We start from the raw sequence: 19,775 nt of genomic DNA, 5'->3' as shown, positions 1-19,775 counted from the left end.
CCGCTCAGCGGTACGGCGTTCACCGGTTATGGGTTAGGCAAAGAAACACGCGTTCGCCCTTTCACCCCGGTCGCGGAGGACGGAAGGATCACCCGGACAGCAACAACCGGCGCCACCACGGGGGACGGCGCCCATTCTGGGGGAGGACACGTGAGACGTACGGCAGTGCTCGGCTCGGCCGGCACCCTGATAACCGGCGCGCTCGTCGCGGGCGCGCTCGCGGCTCCGGTGGCGAACGCCGACAGCGACCGGCGGCACCACCGGCCGGACGCCGAGTCGATCGGCGTCGCCGTCGCCGCCGCCAGGGCCGCGCGAGCGGGCGTCGACTGGCAGGACTGCCCGGCCGACTGGGGCCTGGAGAAGCCGATCCAGTGCGGCTGGGTCACCGTTCCCGTCGACTACGCGAAGCCCGACGGCAAGAAGATCAAGCTCGCCGTCGACCGGATCGGGGCCACCGGAACCCCCGGCGAGCGCCAGGGCGCCCTGCTCTACAACCCGGGCGGCCCCGGCGGCTCCGGCCTGCGCTTCCCGCGCCGGGTCACCACCGCCAACGCGATCTGGGCGAACGCCGCCAAGGCCTACGACTTCGTGGGCTTCGACCCGCGCGGCGTGGGCCACTCGGCCCCCATCTCCTGCGTCGACCCGACCGAGTTCGTCAAGGGCCCCAAGGCCGACCCGGTCCCCGACAGCGAGGCCGACAAGCTCGCCCAGCGCAAGCTGGCCGCCGAGTACGCCAAGGGCTGCGCCGAGAAGAGCGGCGACATGCTGCCCTTCATGACCACCCCCAACACCGCCCGCGACCTCGACGTCATCCGCGCCGCCCTCGGCGAGAAGAAGCTCAACTTCGTCGGCGTCTCCTACGGCACCTACCTCGGCGCGGTGTACGGGACCCTCTTCCCCACCCACGTCCGCCGCATGGTCCTCGACAGCGTCGTCAATCCGTCCAGGGACAAGATCTGGTACGAGGTCAACCTCGACCAGGACGTGGCCTTCGAGGGCCGCCTGAAGGACTGGATGACCTGGGTCGCCCGCAACGACTCCGCCTACCACCTCGGCGACACCTACGCCGAGGTCCGCGAACAGTGGGACATCCTGCGCGCCGCCGCCAAGAAGAACCCCCTCGGCGGCAAGGTCGGACCGGCCGAGCTGATCGGCTTCTTCCAGAACGCCCCCTACTACGACTCCATGTGGGCGCCGGTCGCGGAGGCCTGGAGCGCGTACGCCGCCGGCGACCCGCAGCCGCTGATCGACGCGGCCGCCGCCGACCTCACCGACACGGCCGGCAACATCGCCTCGGAGAACGGCAACGCCGTCTACACCGCGGTCGAGTGCGCCGACGCCCCCTGGCCGACCAGCTGGCGCACGTGGGACCGGGACAACACCCGGCTCCACCAGAAGTACCCGTTCATGACCTGGGCCAACGCCTGGATGAACCTGCCCTGCGCCACCTGGTCCGCGCCGCGTCAGCGCCCGGTCGAGGTGAGGACCGGCAAGGGCCTGCCGCCGGTGCTCATCGCCCAGTCCGAGCGCGACGCCGCCACCCCGTACGCCGGCGCCGTCGAGCTGCACAAGCGCTTCAAGGGCTCGCGCCTGATCACGGAGAAGGACGCCGGCTCGCACGGCATCACCAACCTGGTCAACCCCTGCCTCAACACCAAGGTCGAGGCGTACCTGCTGACCGGGAAGCTGGACGCCCGGGACCAGACCTGCGCCCCGCACGCCACCCCGCGGCCGTAACCGCACGCGCGCGCCGGTGAGGGGGCGGGCCGTCCGGCGGCCCGTCCCCTCACTCCGGCGTCACCCCCGGGACGCGAGCCACGCGTCCTCCGCCGCGTGGCCGGACCGGTCCGTCCCGTACGCGGCGAGGGCCGGGAACGCCTCCCGCCGTACGCGAGGACGCGCACCGGCCGTCCGTCGAGCGCCCGCTTCACGAACCACAGCTCGCGCGGACCGGTAGAGCGCGGCCCGTGGATCGCGCCGTGCGCGGACCAGCCCTCAGCGTTCCCCGTCCGGGAGCTTTCCCGGGCCCGCGTCCTCCGCCTCCGCCGCCTTCACCACCGCCGCGTACTCGTCCACGTACTCCTGCCCCGACAGCCGCAGGATCTCGTACATGATCTCGTCCGTGACCGCCCGGACCACCGCCCTCTCGTCCTCCTGCCCGGCGAACCGCGAGAAGTCCAGCGGCGCCCCGAACCGGATGGTGACCCGGCGGATCCGTGGCACGACCCGCCCCGGCGGCTGGATCTCGAAGGTTCCCACCATGGCGCAGGGCACCACCGGCACCCCGGCCCGCAGCGCCATCACCGCCACGCCCACCTTGCCCTTGTAGAGCCGCCCGTCGTGCGAACGGGTCCCCTCGGGGTAGATGCCGAGCAGTTCGCCCCGGTCGAGCACGCACAAGCCCTCGCGGATCGCCGCCCGCCCGGCCTCCTTGCCCGACCGGTCCACCGGGATCTGGCCGGCGGCCCGGAAGAAGGCGGCCGTGAGCCGGCCCTTGAGGCCCGGCCCCGTGAAGTACTCCTGTTTCGCGAGGAAGGTGATCCGCCGCTCCAGGACGGCGGGCATCAGGAAGTGGTCCGAGAAGGACAGGTGGTTGCCCGCGACGATCGCCGCCCCCTCCGCCGGGACGTGCTCGAGGCCTTCGATCCGAGGCCGGAACAGCAGCCTGAGCAGCGGCCCCAGCAGTACGTACTTCATCAGGTGGTAGAACACGCGCGACCCCGTTCGTCCGTCCGACTGCCCGGTTGTCCAACCGTTCGTCTTCCCGTTCCGCCCGTTGTATCCGCACACGGGCCCGTGGTCCACTGGTGGGGGAGGGCCGACCATGACGAAGAAGTACGCGACCGGGCGCCCCGGCCGGATCGTCGCCGCCCTCCTCTGCGCGCTGACGACGGCCGGGCTCTACGGCTGCTCCGGCGCGGTCGCGCCGGACCGGCCCCCCGGCGCCACCGACCGCTCGCCCCTCACCGGGCTCCCGGCCCGGCCCGCCCCGGTCCTCGCCGTCAAGATCGACAACGTGGCGGCGGCCCGCCCCCACACCGGTCTCGGCGCGGCCGACCTCGTCTACGTCGAACAGGTCGAGGGCGGGGCCACCCGGCTCCTGGCCGTCTACTCCTCCCGGCTCCCCGCGCGCGTCGGCCCCGTCCGCAGCGCCCGCGAGTCCGACATCGCCCTGCTCGGCGCCTTCGGCCGGCCGGCCCTCGCCTACTCCGGGGCGCAGTCCGCCCTGAACCCCCTGCTCGCGGCCGCGCCGCTGGACCGCGTCACGGAGGGCACCGCGCCCGGAGCCTTCTCGCGCTCCCCGGACCGGGCCGCCCCGCACAACCTCTACCTGCGCCCCGCCCGCGCCCTCGCGGCCGCCCCGGACGCCGGGAACGCCAAGGACATCGGCTTCCGCTTCGGCCCCGCCCCGTCCGGCGGCACCCCGACCACCACCTCGGCCGTCCGTTATCCCGCGGCCCGCTACGCCTTCACCTGGTCCGCCGCCGACCGCGCCTGGCGGGTCGCCATGGACGGCCGGGAGGCCCGCGCCACCGACACCGGCCCGCTCGCCCCGGCGACGGTCGTCGTCCAGCACGTCACCGTCCGCCCCTCCGCCTTCCACGACCGGAACGGCGCGGCCTCCCCCTACACCGAGACCGTCGGGAGCGGCACCGCGCTCGTCCTGCGCGACGGGCGCGCCCACGACGCCCGCTGGTCCCGTCCCTCCACCGCGTCGGGCACGTCCTTCACCACCCCGGACGGGGCGCCCCTGGCCTTCGCCCCGGGACAGGTCTGGATCGTCCTGGCCCCGCGCGCGTAGCCCGGGAGGCGTCGCGCACGGTGCGGACCGGCCCGGAGCCGTCCCGGTGGCCCCGCGCGCGGCCCCGGAGGGGAGCGGCGGCGGATCAGGACATGGGGTCCGGCCGTCCCGGCGGCCGGCGCTCCCGGCCGGCCGGGGCCGCCGCGCCCTCCGACGCGGCCACCCCGGCCGTCACCACGCACAGCACCACCACGCCGAACCAGAGCCAGCCGCTGCTGCCGAGCGCCACCGTGTACGCCGTCGTCAGCACCAGCGCGGCGCAGGTGAGCGCCGTCATCGTCCTCACGGGACCGGACATCGGTCCGCCCTCCTCCCGACCGGGGCCGCGGAAGCCGTCCCGACCATCGTCACCCGGCGGGGGGCACGCGCGCTACTCCCCGGACGCTCCGGCGCGCGCCGGGAGACCGGGCACCACACGCGGAACGGGCCCGGCGCCGCACCCGGCACCGGACCCGTTCCGCGGACCGCGAGAGGTCAGCGCCGCGCCCGGAGCGACGCCAGGTACGCGTTGTACGCCTCCAGCTCCTTGTCCCCGTTCCGGTCGGCGGCCCGGTCCTTGCGGACCGCCTGCCGCTGCTCGGAGTGGTACCACTGGTAGACCAGCGCGATCAGGACGAGCACGGAGGGGATCTCGCTGAACGCCCAGGCGATGCCGCCCGCCGCGTTCTGGTCGGTGAGCACGTCGATCCCCAGCGAGGCGGGCGGGTTCTCGTACGCCTCGACCATCGGCTCGGTGGCCATCATCAGCGCGATGCCGAAGAAGGCGTGGAACGGCATGCCCGCGAACAGCTCCAGCATCCGCATCACGTACCCCGGCCGGTGCGGACCCGGGTCCACGCCCATGATCGGCCAGAAGAACACCACGCCGACCATCAGGAAGTGCACCATCATCCCGATGTGACCGGGCTTCGACCCCATCAGGAAGTCGAAGAGCGGGGTGAAGTACAGGGCGTACAGGCTCGCGATGAACATCGGGATCGTGAAGCCGGGGTGCGTGATCACCCTCATGTACCGGCTGTGCAGCAGCTTCAGGAGCAGTTCGCGCGGCCCGGTCGAACCGCGCCCCGCCACCGGAAGCGCCCGCAGCGCCAGCGTCACCGGCGCGCCGAGCAGCAGCAGGATCGGCGACAGCATGGAGATCACCATGTGCTGCACCATGTGCACGCTGAACATGACCATGCCGTAGTCGTTGAGCCGGGTGCACGTCACCAGCGCGACGGTCAGCACGCCGACCGCGAAGAACACCGTCCGGCTCACCGGCCACGCGTCCCCGCGCCGCCGCAGCCGCGCCACGCCCCACCCGTACAGGCCGAGCGCCGCCAGGGAGCCGATCAGGAAGAAGAGGTCGGGAGAGAACTCCAGCCCCCGCCCCAGCGTGAACGGCGGCAGGTCCGTGGTCGTGCCGTGCCCGCTGTGATCCATCCGTACGCTCCCGGGGCCCGATTCGTGCTTGTTGTCCGCACCAGACTAGAACCGCCCCCGGCCGCGATCACGACCGGGGGCGGGTGTCACGCGCGGAAGCCGTCAGAGCACGCACTCCGCCTCGGCGTAGCGGTCGGCCGGAACCGTCTTGAGGCTCTCCACGGCCTTGGCCAGCGGGACCATCGTGATGTCCGTGCCGCGCAGCGCGGTCAGCATGCCGAACTCGCCCCGGTGCGCCGCCTCCACCGCGTGCCAGCCGAAGCGGGTGGCCAGGACGCGGTCGTACGCGGTCGGGGTGCCGCCGCGCTGGACGTGGCCGAGGATCACCGGACGGGCCTCCTTGCCGAGCCGGCGCTCCAGCTCCACGGAGAGCTGGTTGGCGACGCCGGTGAAGCGCTCGTGGCCGTAGATGTCGGTTCCGGCGGTCCTGAACTCCATCGAGCCCTCGCGCGGCTTCGCGCCCTCCGCGACCACCACGATCGCGAAGCGCTTGCCCTCCGCGAAGCGGGCGCCGACCCGGGCGGTCAGCTCGTCCATGTCGAAGGGCCGCTCCGGGACGACGACCGCGTGCGCGCCGGCCGCCATGCCGGAGTGCAGCGCTATCCAGCCGGTGTGACGGCCCATGACCTCGACCACCAGGACCCGCTGGTGGGACTCGGCGGTGGTCTTCAGCCGGTCCAGGGCCTCGGTCGCCACGGTGACGGCCGTGTCGAAGCCGAAGGTGACGTCGGTCGAGGCGATGTCGTTGTCGATGGTCTTCGGGACGCCGACGATGGGGAGGCCCGCCTTCGAGAGGAGGTTCGCCGCCTTCAGCGTGCCCTCGCCGCCGATCGGGATGACGGCGTCCAGGCCCAGGTCCGCGAGGTGGCCCCGGGCCCGCTCGACCCCGTCGACCAGGTGCGCGGGCTGGACCCGGGAGGAGCCGAGGACGGTGCCGCCGCGGGCGAGTATGCCGCCCACCGCGTCGAGGTCCAGCTTGCGGTAGTCGCACTCCAGAAGGCCCCTCCACCCGTCGTGGAAGCCGATGACCTCGTCGCCGTGGTCCACCACGGCGCGGTGCACGACGGAGCGGATGACAGCGTTCAGACCGGGGCAGTCTCCGCCGGAGGTGAGCACGCCAATGCGCATAGCCCAAAAACCTTTGCAACGTGGGCCGACTCCCGGACCACGTCGTCCGGCTGGATTCCCGCCACCCTATCGTCGCCGGGTGGCGGGACCGAACCGGACGTCCGCACAGTGGACAGCGGACGCGGGGAGCGCGACGGGATCAGGCGGGCTGCGTGGCCGTCGCGATGCGCTCGGCGCGCAGCGCCTCGTACCAGCGGTCGTCGGTCGGCGGCAGCGCGTTCACGTCGAGCGCCAGCTTCAGGAGCAGGTCCGCGATCTGCGGGTTGCGCGCCATGACGGGGCCGTGCATGTACGTGCCGAAGACCGTCTCGTTGTACGCGCCCTCGGTGCCGTCGCCGGTCCCGTTGCCCTTGCCCATGACGGTCCGGGCGAACGGCCGGGCCGTCGGGCCGAGGTGGGTGATGCCCTGGTGGTTCTCGAACCCGGTGAGCTGGGGCAGGCCCAGACGCGGGTCGATGTCCGCGAGGACGTCACCGACGCACCGTTCCCCCTCGCCGCGGGTCGAGATCACGTCGATCAGGCCGAGACCGGCCTCACGCTCGCCGAGGTCGTTGACGAACTCGTGACCCAGGATCTGGTACCCGGCGCAGACCGAGAAGATGATCGCGCCGTTGGAGGCGGCCCGGCTCAGGCCGCCGTCCCGCCGGAGGCGTTCGGCCGCGAGCCGCTGCGGACGGTCCTCGCCGCCGCCGATCAGGTAGATGTCGCCCGAGGTCGGCACCGGCTGGTCGCTGCGGACGTCGACGCGCTCGACGCTGAGACCGCGCTGGAGGGCGCGGCGCTCGACGACGAGGACGTTGCCCTGGTCGCCGTAGGTGCTGAGCAGGTCCGGGTAGACCCAGACCAGGCGCAGGCTGCTGTCAGTCATGCTGCATGTCCTCTACGGGTCAGTTGCCGACGCGGCGGCGGACGTCCTGGAAGGCGGTGTAGTTGGCGATCAGCTCGATCTGGCCGGGCGGGGCCATCGTGACGGCCTCGTCCAGCGTCTCGCAGACGCGGAAGTCCACGTTCGCGACCTCCAGGCGGACCGCCAGGTCGAGCCGGCGGTCGCCGATCACCATGATCGGGTGGCCGGCGAGCCGGCCGTAGTCCACGTCCCACAGCCAGGAGGTGTCCGTGCCGTCGGCGCCGCGCGCGTTGACGGAGAGGATCACCGGCGCGGGCGGGCCGTCGATGAGGGAGAACGTCTCCAGCCAGCCGGCCGGGTTCTTCGCGAGCAGCAGGCGCAGCTCGCGGCCCTGGAAGGAGACCACGTCGTAGCGGCCGGCCACGGCCTGCACCTGGTACATGCGCTCCAGGGCCACCTGCGGCGGCACTCCGAAGACGGCGGCGACGGCGGCCGAGGTGGTGGCGTTCGCCTTGTTGGCGCGGCCGGGGAGCTGGAGGCGGATCGGCCAGGCCGAGCCGTGCGGGTCGAGCACGTGGTCGCCGCTGAGCGCCCAGCTCGGCGCGGGACGGCGGAAGCCGCACTCGCCGCAGAACCAGTCGTCGCCGGGGCGCTGCATCACGCCGCCGCAGGCGGGGCACGACCAGGCGTCGTCCTTCCACTCCTGGCCGGCGGCGACCCACACCACGTTGGGGGAGGAGGAGGCGGCCCACACGATCAGCGGGTCGTCGGCGTTGGCGATGACCACGGCCTTGGTGCCGTTGAGGCCCTCGCGCCACTTCTCGGCGAGCATCCGGGTCTCGGCGGCGCGGTCGAGCTGGTCGCGGGAGAGGTTGAGCAGCGCGATCGCCTTGGGCGTGGTGTCCCGGGCGACGCCGGCGAGGTACTTCTCGTCGACCTCGATCACGCCGTACTTGGAGTCCGAACCGCCGGCGAGCGCCGAGGTGATGCCGGCGGGCATGTTGGCGCCCAGGGCGTTCGAGACGACGGGGCCCGCGGCCCGGAGCGCCTCCGCGATCAGCCGGGTCGTGGTCGTCTTGCCGTTGGTCGCGGACACCAGGACGACGTCCAGATGCTGGGCGAGCCGCCCGAGGAGGTCGGGGTCGAGCTTCAGCGCCACCCGGCCTCCGATCACCGAGCCGCTGCCGCGCCCCGCCGCCCGCGACACCGCGGCCGCGGCCTTGCCCGCCGTCACGGCCAGCTTGGCGCGCGGCGACAGCGGCTCTGGATTACCGGGGTGTCCTGACATCGTTCTTGTTCCTCCTCGCGTCGGTCCGTGCTCAGCCTATCGAGATCCGGCCAGGAGCCCGAACAGCGGCACCTCCGACCGGCCGTACGAAACGCCGAGGTCACGGCGGACCGTACCCTTACCGCCATGCGAAACCGCCCCATCCCCGGCAGTTCCGGCCTGGTCCGGACGATGACCCTGTTCGGCGATCCCGTCCTGCACGCCCCCTGCGAGCCCGTCACCGATTTCGGTCCCCGGCTGGCCCGGCTGGTCGAGGACATGTTCGCCACGATGTACGCGGCGAACGGGGTGGGCCTGGCGGCGAACCAGGTGGGCGTGGGCCTGCGGGTCTTCGTGTACGACTGCCCCGACGACGAGGAGGAGCGCCATCTGGGCCACGTGGTGAACCCCCGTCTGGTGGCGGCGGACGGCGACGTGGTCCGGGGGCCGGAGGGCTGTCTCTCCCTGCCGGGCCTGGAGGCCCCGACGCCCCGCTTCGACCGCGCGGTGGTGGAGGGCGTGCGTCTCGACAGGTCCCCGGTGCGGATCGAGGGGACGGGTTTCTTCGCCCGCTGCCTCCAGCACGAGAGCGACCACCTGGAGGGCGGGGTCTACGCGGACCGCGTCACGGGGTGGCGCGGATCACGCCTGTCGCGCGCGATCCGGAAGCAGCCGTGGGGCGCGGCGCCGGCGGCCCGGGGGGCGTGACCCCGGAGGACCGGGCCCCGGGGCGTGTCGCGGGCGTCGGGCCCGGCCCGCGGTGTCCGGCACCGTCCGCGCGCCGCTTCCCGGGGCGCGTGCCGGAAGCGGCGTCGTCCGCCCGGAGGGCGGGCGGGACTTCCGGCACGCGCGCTAGAAGCCCGGCCCGCCGGGGCGGTCGTCCGCCTCGGCCAGGCGGCCCCAGAGGAGGTCCGCCAGGCTGCGCACCAGTTCGGCGCGGGAGCAGGGGCGTTCGCCGAGCCACCAGTCCCCGGCCGCGTGCATCATGCCGACGATGCCGTGGCCCCAGATCCGGGCCTGGTTCTGGGCGCCGGGCCCGGGGTCGACGCGCTCGGCGATGACCTGGCCCAGTTCCTCGCCCATGCGGCGGAGCAGCGGGGCCGAGTGGCGGCCGACGTCGAAGCCCTGCTCGGCCTGGTGCGTCTCCTCCGCCGGGTGCATGAGGAAGCGGTAGACCTGGGGCATCGCCTCGATCGAGGCGAGGTACGTGTCGAGGGTGGACTCGACCCGGCGGCGCCGGTCGGAGGGTGCGTCGAGCGCGGCCCGCAGGGCGTCGAGGAGGGCGTCGGTGTGCCGGGTGGCGAGGGCGCGGTAGAGGCCGCCCTTGTCGCCGAAGTGCCGGTAGAGGATCGGTTTGGTGATGCCGGCCTCGGCCGCGATCGCGTTCATGGAGGCCTTGGGGCCCTCCCGGAGCACCACCCGGTCCGCCGCCTCCAGCAGTTCGCGCCGCCGCTGCTCGGCGGGCGTCCGCTGGTCGGTGGTCCGGTGTGCGATGTCCATGTGTGTCTCTCCCCGGCCGTGCGGTTCCGCGGTGGCGCGGCCCTGCCGTTCCGCGCTCCTGCCCTGTGTGGGGCCCTCGCAACGTAACACCCGGCCGGGTTCCGGTGCCGGTCGGGCCGGATCGCGTCCCCGCAGGTTGACAGCCTCTACCCACCGGTAACAGACTGTTGTTACCGCAAGTAACATACTGCCGGGAGGGAAAATGGGCGAGTTCACGTTCGAGCTCAACGAGGACCAGAAGCAGGTGCGCGACTGGCTCCACGGCTTCGCCGCCGATGTGATGCGTCCGGCGGCCGCCGAGTGGGACGAGCGTGAGGAGACGCCCTGGCCGATCATCCAGGAGGCGGCCAAGCTCGGAATCTACTCCCTCGACTTCTACGCCCAGCAGTTCTTCGACCCGACCGGCCTCGGCGTCCCCCTGACGATGGAGGAGCTCTTCTGGGGCGACGCGGGCATCGCCCTCGCCATCGTCGGCACCGGCCTCGCCGCCGTCGGCGTCCTCGCCAACGGCACCGAGGAGCAGATCGGCACCTGGGTCCCGCAGATGTACGGCGACGCGAACGACATCAAGGTCGCCGCCTTCTGCTCCTCCGAGCCCGACGCCGGCTCCGACGTCGCCTCCATGCGCACCCGGGCCGTGTACGACGGGGCCAAGGACGAGTGGGTCCTCAACGGCACCAAGACCTGGGCGACCAACGGCGGCATCGCCAACGTCCACGTCGTCGTCGCCGTCGTCGACCCGGAGCTCGGCTCCAAGGGCCACGCCTCCTTCATCGTGCCGCCCGGGACCCCCGGCCTCTCCCAGGGGCAGAAGTTCCAGAAGCACGGCATCCGCGCCTCCCACACCGCAGAAGTGGTCCTGGAGGACGTCCGCGTCCCCGGCCACTGCCTCCTCGGCGGCAAGGAGAAGCTGGACGAGCGCCTCGCCCGCGCCCGGGAGAAGGCGAAGGCGGGCGGCGAGCGCGTGAAGAACGCCGCCATGGCCACCTTCGAGGCCTCCCGTCCCGCCGTCGGCGCCATGGCCGTCGGCACCGCCCGCGCCGCGTACGAGGTGGCCCTCGACTACGCGAAGACCCGCGTCCAGTTCGGCCGCCCGATCATCGAGAACCAGGGCGTCGCCTTCCAGCTCGCCGACATGGCCACCCAGATCGACGCGGCCCGCCTCCTCGTCTGGCGCGCCTCCTGGATGGCGACCGCCGGCAAGCCCTTCACCTCCGCCGAGGGCTCCATGTCCAAGCTGTACGCCAGCGAGGTCGCCAAGAAGGTCACCGGCCAGGCCATCCAGATCCTCGGCGGCAACGGCTACACCCGCGAGTACCCGGTGGAGCGCATGCACAGGGACGCCGCCATCTACACGATCTTCGAGGGCACCAGCGAGATCCAGCGCCTGGTCATCAGCAGGACGATCGGCAAGTAGGGGGCGTCCGGCCCGCCGGGCCCCGCACCCCGGCCGGGGGTGCGGGGCCTTCGCGCAACCGCTTTCCACGAGGGCCGGAGGAACCCCGGGACCGCGGCCCGTCCCGCCCCCCGGCCGGGGGCGCCGGCACGGCTCAGTCCGCGCGCTTCTTGTCGTACAGGTGCAGCGAGCGCAGGGCCGCTTCGAGGGCGAAGCGGCGGTCGGGGTCCAGCAGGCGGTCCCCGAAGTAGGTGTCCAGGTTCCGCAGCCGGTAACGGACCGTCTGGGCGTGCACGCCCAGCATCTCGCCCACCTGCTCGGCGGGGGCCCGGGTGGAGACGTGGACGCGCAGGGTCTCGACCAGCCGTTCGCGCCGGGAGCCCGACAGCTCGGCCAGCGGCGCGAGTTCGCGCTGGGCGAGCTGGGCCACGAGGGCCGGGTCGGAGAGTAACCACAACGTTGTCAGGTGGTCCTCGCATCGTACGAGGGGGGCGTCCGCCACGACGCCGTCGTCGATGAGCCGCAGGACGCGCCGCGCCCAGCGGATGGAGTGGGCGGCCTCGCCCGGCGGTACGGTCAGGCCGACGACGGCGGGGGTGCCGGCCAGGGCGGAGCCGAGCATCGCGAGGCGCTCGGCGGTGAGCGGGCCGGGGACGAGCAGGTGCGGCTCGGGAAGGGTGAGGTCGGCGAGGACGTCCCGGTCGAGACCCGCCTGGGCCGGCTCGGCGACCGGCGGGCGCAGGGCGACCATGGTGCACTCGGCGGGGAGCTGCCAGGACGCCTCCTGGCACAGCTCGGCGATGGCCGCCCGGGGCAGCGGCGGACCGGCGACGACCAGGTGGAGCAGTTTCCTCCGCAGCGCCGCCACGTCGGACACCGCGCGGGACTGGACCATCGCGTAGCCCTCGCGGGAGAGGGCCGCCAGCTCCTCGACGTACGCGAAGAGGGCGTCCGCGAAGGCCAGGATCAGGGTGGGGGAGAGGTTGTACGTGCGTCCGATGCTCTTGGCCCGGCGCAGCGCGATGCGCGCGCCGAGGCGGTAGGCGCCCTGCAGGGTGTCGAGGTCGCGCCCCTCGTACGCCTCCACCCGGCCGAACTTGCGCAGTAGTTCGTCCCGGAAGGGGGCGTTCGCCCCGGGGTCGGCGACCCGTTCCACGAAGGCCGCCAGGGCCTGCTCCACGCCCTGGCGGATCGCGTCCGAGTGGGGCCCGCTGAAGAGGTGGGCGTACACGGGGTAGGTTCGCTGGACCTCCACGCCGATCTCCTTGATGAGTCCGGGGATCTCCGGCCTCATCAGGGCGGCGAACTCCCTGGGGAGGGGGTCGAGCGGTTCACCGATGTGCGGTGGCGGTGCGATGGAGGGCATGGACCGATCCCTTTGTTCTTCTGCGCGACCGGTGGGGGAACGGCGGTGCGGCGCCCTGCTGTCGCGCGGGGCGCCGCCACGGCCGTCAGTGCGTGCCGACGGGGACTGCCGAAGCTAAATCAACTGCTGTGCGCTGTACACAACTTGCGCAGGAGTTGCCGCGCGGAGAGGCCGTATGTCGCCGACTAGGCCGGGAATCGCCCCTGGTTGGCCGTTATTTGACGGCGGAGTGCCAGTTCTGGGACAGCACCTTTCCGGCGTCGGGGGCGACGAGTCCCGGCGCGTAGAGGCCGGTCAGGTACGTCTGGGTGTTGTTCAGGACGAGGCTGTTCTTCCCGGCGGCGGAGGGCAGCCCCGTCTTGAGGTTGACCGCGCCGTCGATCAGGCCGAGCAGGCCGAGGCCGCAGCCGCTGGCACCGGGGACGGCGAAGGTGTTGTCGTACTGGGTGGCGCCGAGGAGGTTGAGGCGGCTCATGTCGCCCTCCTCGTTCGCGGAGCCGTCGCCGTTGAACCGCTCGAAGCCGAACTCGGGCGCCGTGAGGTTGCGCGGGCGCAGCAGGATCGGCTTCTCCTTCGTCCCGATGTAGCAGTTGCTGCCGAGGAACGGGTTCTGCAGGTGGATGCGGACCGGGATGGTCACGATCGGCTGGTCGGTGAGGACGCCGGCGATCTGGTCGAAGTCGGAGGGGGTGCCGACCGACTCCAGGGTCGCTGTGATCTTGTTGAGGCTGCCGTCGGAGAGCTGCTTGCAGATGCTGGTGATGAACGGGATGTCGCTCGGGCACATCAGGCCGAGCAGGCCTCCGGGGACGGTGGCGGAGTCGGCGATGATCGCGCCGGAGGGCGGGGCGACGACCGTGCTGGTGCCGTCGGAGTTCTGGATGGTGCCGAGCTGGAGGTCCGTCTTCCCGGTGGTCACGGTCGTCTTGCCCAGCTTGATGGAGCCGCTGAGGGAGAAGGAGGCGACGCACTGCGGCGCCCGGTCGAGGCCGTCGGTGGCGAGCATCGCCGGGGCGTCCACGGGACAGCGGGCCGACGGCGCCCAGCCGCCGTTCAGCTGGGGGGCGGCCGCGGTCGCCGTGCCCATGGAGGCGAAGGCACCCAGGGCGGTGAGGGCGGAGACGGTGGCGAGTCTCGTGCGGGAGGAGAGGAGGGGCATGGCGGATGCCTTTCGTCGGGGAAGAGCACGGAGGAAGGAGGAAGGAAGGGGGTGCCGGCTCAGCGCTTCGGCTGGGGAACGATGAACGGCTGGCGGTCCGTGGTGCACTGGTCCGCGGGGGGCGTCGCGACGCCCACCGAGCAGGTCTGGCCCTGCATCTGCCTGATGTAGTTGCCGGGCCCGGAGATGGTGGCGGTGAAGAGCCGGTCGAGGTCCTCCCCGCCGGTGCCGCAGCTCTTGAAGGCGGGGATGGTCACTTCCCCGATGAGCGGGCCACCGCTGGTGAGGAAGTAGCCGGCCGCGCCGTATCTGCTGTCCTGGACGACGTCGCCCGCGAGCACCAGGTGGTTCCCGGGGTAACGGGCGGGGTCGGGCTCGGGGGAGGAGAGCGGCGTCACGGTGCGGCAGGAGGGGCCGACGTCCAGCTTGGTGCCGTTGACCTCGGCGTCGAGGACGCGCAGGACGAGCGGAACGCGGACGTAGCTCCTTCCCTGGCTGATGGGGTCGCCCAGCTTGAGGTCCGATTCGACGGTCACCGGACCCTTCTGCTCCAGGACCATGGTCGCCGTGACCGGCGCGAAGCCGAAGGTGAGGACGGTGGCCCTGAAGGGCGGGGTCCGCTTGCGTCCCTCGTGGAGGAGGTAGCCGTACGACTTCTGGGTGAAGTGGAGGCCGTCCTCCTGGAACGCGACCCCCGTGAAGCCCTGTTCGATCACGGCGCAGGACACCGGGACGAGGGTGGCGGCGTTCAGCTTCCGGATGTTGGAATAGCCGGTCATGTACGCGTTCAGGGTGTTGCTGGTCACCTTCTCGACGCGGCAGGGCGGCGCCGGCGGCCGGTAGACCGGGATCTTGACGGGAGGGAGCGTGCCGGGGGCGGGCGGGCCCGTGATCACCGGGGGCGTGGTCGCGGGACCCTCCTGGGCGGCGCCCGGTCCGCCCGTGGTCTCCCGTTCCGCCGGGAGCGACGGCCGTGACGAGGGGAGCGGAAGGGAGGGGGGGGCCGGGGGAGGGACGGACGGCGGCGGGGAAGGCGTGCCCGGTTCCCCGGTGGCGGCGGGGCGGACCGGGATCGTGGCGAGCGTCCCGCGGTCCTTCTCCTCCTGCGCCGGGACACAGGCCAGGGAGAGGGAGGCGGGGTCGGTGGCCGTGCCCCCGGCCGTGGTCAGGGCGAGGTCGGCGCCCAGCGCCCCGGCGACGAGGGAGAGTTCACCGGCGGTGCCCGTGGACAGGATCGGGACGTCGCCGGTCGTCGTGAGCGCGAGGGACCCTTCGGCGGGGACGGGGACGGGCTGTGCCGTACCGCTCCACGTGGCCTCCGCGCGCTGCTCGTCCTGGGCGACGCCGACCGTGAGCCGCGTCTCCGCCCGTACGGTGGCGGCCTTCAGCGCGGTGAGGTCGGCCACGGCCGCCGCGGGGAGCTCCACCGTCGTGGTGACGTCGGCGGGACGGATCTCCTCGCCCACGGAGGCCCGTTCGGGGAAGGCCGCCGTGATCCGCACCGTCGCGGGCTGCTGTCCCGAGGGCAGGGTGCAGACGTAGGGCAGCGCGGCGTCGACCTTCAGCGTCCCCACCGCGACGGCAGCCGCCGGGAGCAGGGGGGCGAGCGCCACGAACGCGGCGATCGTCGCGCCGCGCGCGCGGACACGGGACGGTCGGGGGGTGGGCCCGGGGCCTCTCATCTGTTGCTCCGCTCGGGTCGTTCGTGTGCCGGCGGGAAGACCGGCGGGAAGAAGGGCGCCGGCGGGGACGCGGCCGTCCGGCGGACGCGGGGGTCGCGTTCCGCGGGGTGGAGCCGACGGCGGCCGGGACGGCGGCGCCCGCCGGGGAGAGGGCGACCGTGACGGGCCGGCGGTCCGGGTGGCCGGGGGTGCGGACAGGCCCGCGTCCGCCCGGCCGGGATCACCGGCCGGACGGACGCGGGGTCCTGATCCCTTACGGGTTGGAGCCGACGATCGTCGGGATGGTGGTGGTGTTGGCCACCTTGACGAGGTAGTCGCCCTTGAAGGTCGGCTTGGCGCCGACCGGGACGGCGGTGCCGCAGTTGGTCGCCGAGACGACGGTCAGCTCGCCGGAGGTGCTGGCGATGGCCAGCTTGCCCGTCGAGTTGGTGTACGTGCCGGAGGCCTTGCCCGTGACGCGGAAGACACAGGCGCCGACGGTCACCTTGGCGTCGACGTTGCCGACGTAGCCCTTGGTGACGCCGGTCGAGGCGGTGTAGTCCTGCGCCACGATGGTCCAGGGCGTGGTCGCGACGGTGGTCACGTTGCCCAGGAGGCTGGTGCAGGGAGCCCCGGTGGCACCGAAGGCGATGGCGCTGATGGAGCCGACGGTCGCCGGGTTGCCGGTGGCGCTCTGGAGCGTGGCCGTGGCGTTCGACTTCGTACACGTCATGGCCAGGCCGTTGACGCTCAGCACGATGTTCCCGCTGTTCACCGCGGTGACGTTGGCCGGCGACGGGGTGACGGTCCAGACGGTCGAGGCGACGGCCGAGGCCGGCGAGACCGCGAGGGCGAAGGCGGACGAGGCCGCTCCGGCGACGACGGCGAGGTTTCTGATCGACTTCTTCATGGCTCTGGGACTCTCCTTGGGGATTGACCAGCAGAGGGTGGCCGCGATGGAGGGGGACGGGCGGCCTGCGGTCCGGTGTTCCCGGGCTACGGAACCAGACGTTACTTGCGGGAAACTTGGCTGAACAATGGCGAAGCACAAGATTCTTTTAAGAGAACTCTTCCCCTGTCAAGCGGGTGAGCGATATAGCCGGGCCTCTTGGTTCCCGAGTGCGTAATGTCGACAATTATGATCGATCGTCCAGGGAGTGCCGATGCACCGGCGTGCGGCGCTCACGGGGGCCGGCCGGGACACTTTTCTGCTCTCCCCGATGACAAGTCGCGCCGTGGAATTGTGTGCCGGATGACAAATGCCCGGAGGTTTGGGGCCGTCTTGCGAAAACTCGGAATCCGGTATTGCTCAGAGAGGTTACTCGGCCGTAACGTTCCCGGGGCGGCGCTCAGTCGCAGGTCGGCGCATTCCCGTGGGCCGGCCCCGGACCGGATCACGCCCGGCCCGGACTCCGTACCGGGGCGGGGCTTCGCAGGCGGGCCCTCACCCCTCAGGCCTTCCGGGGGTACGGCACCCGCTCTGTCTCGGCGGAGACAAAAGTCGCTCCCGGCTTTGTCTCCGCGGTGACAAGAACGGGAGCGGATCAAGGTTTCTGTGCCGCGCCTATTGTTCCGGTGATCCGCACCGACTTACCGTGCGCCCGCGGTGCACGCCCCGACACACGCTTGCTGGAGGTGGTATGGGAATCGAAGTAGTCGTTGAGGGTCTGACCATGTCCTTCGGCAAGCAGAACATCTGGCAGGACGTGACGCTGACATTGCCGGCCGGAGAGGTGAGCGTGATGCTCGGCCCTTCCGGTACCGGTAAGACGGTCTTCCTGAAATCGCTCATCGGGCTGCTGAAGCCCCAGCGCGGCCGTGTCCTCATCAACGGGGTCGACATGGTCAGCAGTCCGGAACGGGACATCTACGAGACCCGGAAGCTCTTCGGCCTCATGTTCCAGGACGGAGCCCTCTTCGGCTCCATGACCCTGTTCGACAACATCGCCTTCCCGCTGCGCGAACACACCCGCAAGCGGGAGTCCGAGATCCGGCGCATCGTGATGGAGCGGATCGAACTCGTCGGCCTGCTGGGCGCGGAGGGCAAACTGCCGGGCGAGATCAGCGGCGGCATGCGCAAGCGCGCCGGCCTCGCCCGCGCGCTCGTGCTCGACCCGCAGATCGTGCTGTGCGACGAACCGGACTCCGGTCTCGACCCCGTCCGCACCGCCTACCTGTCCCAGCTCCTGATCGACCTCAACGCCCGGATCGACGCGACGATGCTGATCGTCACCCACAACCTGGACATCGCCGCCACCGTCCCCGACAACATGGGGATGTTCTTCCGGCGCAACCTCGTCACCTTCGGCCCGCGCGAGGTCCTCCTCACCAGCGACGAACCGGTCGTCACCCAGTTCCTCGCCGGCCGCCGCGAAGGCCCCATCGGCATGTCCGAGGAGAAGGACGCCGCCACGCTCGCCGCCGAGGCGGGCAACGCCGCCAACGCCCGGGCGGACGCGCCCCGCGTCATCGTCCCGCAGCTCGAACCCTCGCCCGGCCTGCCGCCGCGCGCGGCGGTCGCACGACGGCGGGAGCGCGTCCTCGGCATGCTCGACCGGCTGCCGCCCGCCGCCCGCGCCGCCATCGAGGAGACCTACGCGCGGAACGCCGCGACGCCCACCCTCTCCGTGCCGGCCCCCGGGGGCGGCTCGTGATCGCCGGAGCGCTGCGGCAGACCGGCCGTCTCTTCGCCCTCGCCGCCGAGGTGAGCCGGGCCGTCTTCCGGCGGCCCTTCCAGTTCCGGGAGTTCATCGAGCAGTTCTGGTTCGTCGCGAGCGTCACCATCCTGCCCGCCGCGCTCGTCTCCGTCCCGTTCGGCGCCGTGATCGCCCTCCAGGTCGGCTCGCTCACCCAGCAGCTGGGAGCACAGTCGTTCACCGGCGGCGCCAGCGTCCTGGCCGTCATCCAGCAGGCCAGCCCGCTCATCGTCGCCCTCCTGATCGCCGGCGCCGGCGGCTCCGCCATCTGCGCCGACCTCGGCTCCCGCAAGATCCGGGAGGAACTCGACGCGATGGAGGTCATGGGCGTCTCGCCCGTACAGCGCCTGGTCGTCCCCCGGGTCCTCGCCACCATGGCGGTCGCCGTGCTCCTCAACGGCATGGTCTCCGTCGTCGGCACACTGGGCGGCTACTTCTTCAACATCGTCCTCCAGGACGGCACCCCGGGCGCCTACCTCGCCAGCTTCTCCGCCCTCGCCCAGCTCCCCGACCTCTACATCAGCGAGCTGAAGGCCCTGATCTTCGGGTTCATCGCGGGCATCGTCGCCGCCTACCGGGGACTCAACCCCCGGGGCGGCCCCAAGGGGGTCGGCGACGCCGTCAACCAGTCCGTCGTCATCACCTTCCTGCTGCTGTTCTTCGTGAACATGGTGCTGACGGGCATCTACCTGCAGATCGTCCCGCCGAAGGGGGGCTGAGACCGATGGCCTCCCCGTTCGCCTGGCTCGACCGTTCCGGTGACCAGCTCCTGTTCTACGTCAGGGCCCTGCTCTGGATACCCCGGACCCTGCGCCGCTACCTCAAAGAGGTCCAGCGCCTGCTCGCCGAGGTCGCCTTCGGCTCCGGCGGCCTCGGCGTCATCGGCGGCACCATCGGCGTCATGATCGCGATGACGCTGGCCACCGGCACCGTCGTCGGCCTCCAGGGCTACGCGGCCCTCGAACAGATCGGCACCGCGGCCTTCACCGGCTTCGTCTCCGCCTACTTCAACACCCGCGAGATCGCCCCGCTCGTCGCCGGACTCGCGCTCTCCGCGACCGTCGGCGCCGGCTTCACCGCCCAGCTCGGCGCCATGCGCATCAACGAGGAGGTCGACGCCCTGGAGGGCATGGGCATCCGTTCCATGCCGTACCTGGTCACCACCCGCATCATCGCGGGCGTCGTCGCCATCGTCCCCCTGTACGCGATCGGCCTGCTCTCCTCCTACCTGGCCTCCCGTTACGTCACGGTCCTCTTCAACGGCCAGTCCCAGGGGACCTACGACCACTACTTCAACCTCTTCCTGTCGCCGACGGACGTCCTCCTGTCGGTGTTCAAGGTGCTGATCTTCAGCGTGATGGTGATCATCGCCCACTGCTACTACGGCTTCCGCGCCTCCGGCGGCCCCGCCGGCGTCGGCATCGCCGTCGGCCGCTCGGTGCGCAACGCCATCGTGCTGATCAGCGTCACCGACTTCTTCCTGTCGCTGGCCCTCTGGGGCGCGACCACGACCGTGAAGGTGGCGGGGTGA

At 72.1% G+C, this 19,775-nt stretch carries 18 protein-coding genes; 7 read left to right on the top strand and 11 right to left on the bottom strand.

Annotated features, from left to right (window positions below; genetic code table 11):
• Positions 1-150: 150 nt before the first annotated feature.
• Entirely contained in the window at positions 151-1,737 is a 1,587-nt protein-coding gene (locus ACZ3IL_RS22770) for an alpha/beta hydrolase (protein ID WP_467392753.1), read from the top strand.
• A gap of 258 nt (positions 1,738-1,995) precedes the next feature.
• On the opposite strand, the gene ACZ3IL_RS22765 is transcribed toward ACZ3IL_RS22770, so the two are convergent.
• Complete coding sequence (locus tag ACZ3IL_RS22765) at positions 1,996-2,712, bottom strand: lysophospholipid acyltransferase family protein (RefSeq protein WP_467392752.1); 717 nt, start codon at positions 2,710-2,712, stop codon at positions 1,996-1,998.
• 112 nt (positions 2,713-2,824) lie between these two features.
• On the opposite strand from ACZ3IL_RS22765, the gene ACZ3IL_RS22760 reads away from it, so the two are divergent.
• Positions 2,825-3,802 carry a DUF3048 domain-containing protein gene (locus ACZ3IL_RS22760; RefSeq protein WP_467392751.1) on the top strand — a complete coding sequence of 326 codons (978 nt, stop codon included), beginning with the start codon at positions 2,825-2,827 and terminating at the stop codon, positions 3,800-3,802.
• 85 nt (positions 3,803-3,887) lie between these two features.
• Here the strand turns inward: ACZ3IL_RS22760 and ACZ3IL_RS22755 are convergent, their stop codons facing one another.
• From ACZ3IL_RS22755 to ACZ3IL_RS22735, 5 genes are all read right to left on the bottom strand, one after another.
• The gene (locus ACZ3IL_RS22755) at positions 3,888-4,100 is read right to left on the bottom strand and encodes a hypothetical protein (RefSeq protein WP_467392749.1); all 213 of its coding nucleotides are present in this window, start codon (positions 4,098-4,100) and stop codon (positions 3,888-3,890) included.
• A gap of 176 nt (positions 4,101-4,276) precedes the next feature.
• Positions 4,277-5,224, bottom strand: a complete 948-nt coding sequence (locus tag ACZ3IL_RS22750; protein ID WP_467392747.1) for a cytochrome c oxidase assembly protein — start codon at positions 5,222-5,224, stop codon at positions 4,277-4,279.
• A 102-nt stretch (positions 5,225-5,326) separates the two neighbouring features.
• Positions 5,327-6,352, bottom strand: a complete 1,026-nt coding sequence (locus ACZ3IL_RS22745; protein WP_467392745.1) for a 6-phosphofructokinase — start codon at positions 6,350-6,352, stop codon at positions 5,327-5,329.
• Between the two features lie 139 nt (positions 6,353-6,491).
• Positions 6,492-7,220, bottom strand: coding sequence for a type 1 glutamine amidotransferase (locus ACZ3IL_RS22740; RefSeq protein WP_467392743.1), 729 nt, complete (start codon positions 7,218-7,220; stop codon positions 6,492-6,494).
• Positions 7,221-7,239: 19 nt separating this feature from the next.
• Positions 7,240-8,487: a MurT ligase domain-containing protein gene (locus tag ACZ3IL_RS22735; protein ID WP_467392741.1), complete on the bottom strand. Its 1,248-nt coding sequence runs from the start codon at positions 8,485-8,487 to the stop codon at positions 7,240-7,242.
• A 126-nt stretch (positions 8,488-8,613) separates the two neighbouring features.
• On the opposite strand from ACZ3IL_RS22735, the gene def reads away from it, so the two are divergent.
• On the top strand, positions 8,614-9,174 hold the full coding sequence (def, locus tag ACZ3IL_RS22730) for a peptide deformylase (protein WP_467392739.1): 561 nt from the start codon (positions 8,614-8,616) through the stop codon (positions 9,172-9,174).
• Positions 9,175-9,318: 144 nt separating this feature from the next.
• On the opposite strand, the gene ACZ3IL_RS22725 is transcribed toward def, so the two are convergent.
• Positions 9,319-9,966: a TetR/AcrR family transcriptional regulator gene (locus ACZ3IL_RS22725; RefSeq protein WP_467392737.1), complete on the bottom strand. Its 648-nt coding sequence runs from the start codon at positions 9,964-9,966 to the stop codon at positions 9,319-9,321.
• Positions 9,967-10,168: 202 nt separating this feature from the next.
• Here ACZ3IL_RS22725 and ACZ3IL_RS22720 point away from each other — a divergent pair, with 202 nt between their 5' ends.
• A complete protein-coding gene (locus ACZ3IL_RS22720) occupies positions 10,169-11,383 on the top strand; it encodes an acyl-CoA dehydrogenase family protein (protein WP_467392735.1) in 1,215 nt (404 codons plus the stop codon).
• A 133-nt stretch (positions 11,384-11,516) separates the two neighbouring features.
• Here ACZ3IL_RS22720 and ACZ3IL_RS22715 read toward each other — a convergent pair whose 3' ends face one another.
• From ACZ3IL_RS22715 to ACZ3IL_RS22700, 4 genes are all read right to left on the bottom strand, one after another.
• Positions 11,517-12,728: a PucR-like N-terminal domain-containing protein gene (locus tag ACZ3IL_RS22715; RefSeq protein ID WP_467392733.1), complete on the bottom strand. Its 1,212-nt coding sequence runs from the start codon at positions 12,726-12,728 to the stop codon at positions 11,517-11,519.
• Positions 12,729-12,942: 214 nt separating this feature from the next.
• A complete protein-coding gene (locus ACZ3IL_RS22710; protein WP_467392731.1) occupies positions 12,943-13,887 on the bottom strand; it encodes a hypothetical protein in 945 nt (314 codons plus the stop codon).
• Positions 13,888-13,946: 59 nt separating this feature from the next.
• Positions 13,947-15,569, bottom strand: a complete 1,623-nt coding sequence (locus ACZ3IL_RS22705) for a DUF6801 domain-containing protein (RefSeq protein WP_467392729.1) — start codon at positions 15,567-15,569, stop codon at positions 13,947-13,949.
• A gap of 253 nt (positions 15,570-15,822) precedes the next feature.
• The gene (locus ACZ3IL_RS22700; RefSeq protein ID WP_467392727.1) at positions 15,823-16,458 is read right to left on the bottom strand and encodes a hypothetical protein; all 636 of its coding nucleotides are present in this window, start codon (positions 16,456-16,458) and stop codon (positions 15,823-15,825) included.
• 730 nt (positions 16,459-17,188) lie between these two features.
• On the opposite strand from ACZ3IL_RS22700, the gene ACZ3IL_RS22695 reads away from it, so the two are divergent.
• Genes ACZ3IL_RS22695 through ACZ3IL_RS22685 form a run of 3 tightly spaced genes read left to right on the top strand, consistent with a single transcriptional unit; the run spans position 17,189 to position 19,775 of the window.
• Positions 17,189-18,202 carry an ABC transporter ATP-binding protein gene (locus ACZ3IL_RS22695; protein WP_467392725.1) on the top strand — a complete coding sequence of 338 codons (1,014 nt, stop codon included), beginning with the start codon at positions 17,189-17,191 and terminating at the stop codon, positions 18,200-18,202.
• Positions 18,199-18,963 carry an MlaE family ABC transporter permease gene (locus ACZ3IL_RS22690; RefSeq protein ID WP_467392723.1) on the top strand — a complete coding sequence of 255 codons (765 nt, stop codon included), beginning with the start codon at positions 18,199-18,201 and terminating at the stop codon, positions 18,961-18,963. Before ACZ3IL_RS22695 ends, ACZ3IL_RS22690 begins: the two co-directional genes overlap by 4 nt.
• 5 nt (positions 18,964-18,968) lie before the next feature.
• Positions 18,969-19,775: an MlaE family ABC transporter permease gene (locus ACZ3IL_RS22685; RefSeq protein ID WP_467392721.1), complete on the top strand. Its 807-nt coding sequence runs from the start codon at positions 18,969-18,971 to the stop codon at positions 19,773-19,775.

The sequence above is a fragment of the Streptomyces sp. NPDC014907 genome, assembly GCF_055562975.1.
This window is presented reverse-complemented; position numbering and strand designations above follow the sequence as displayed.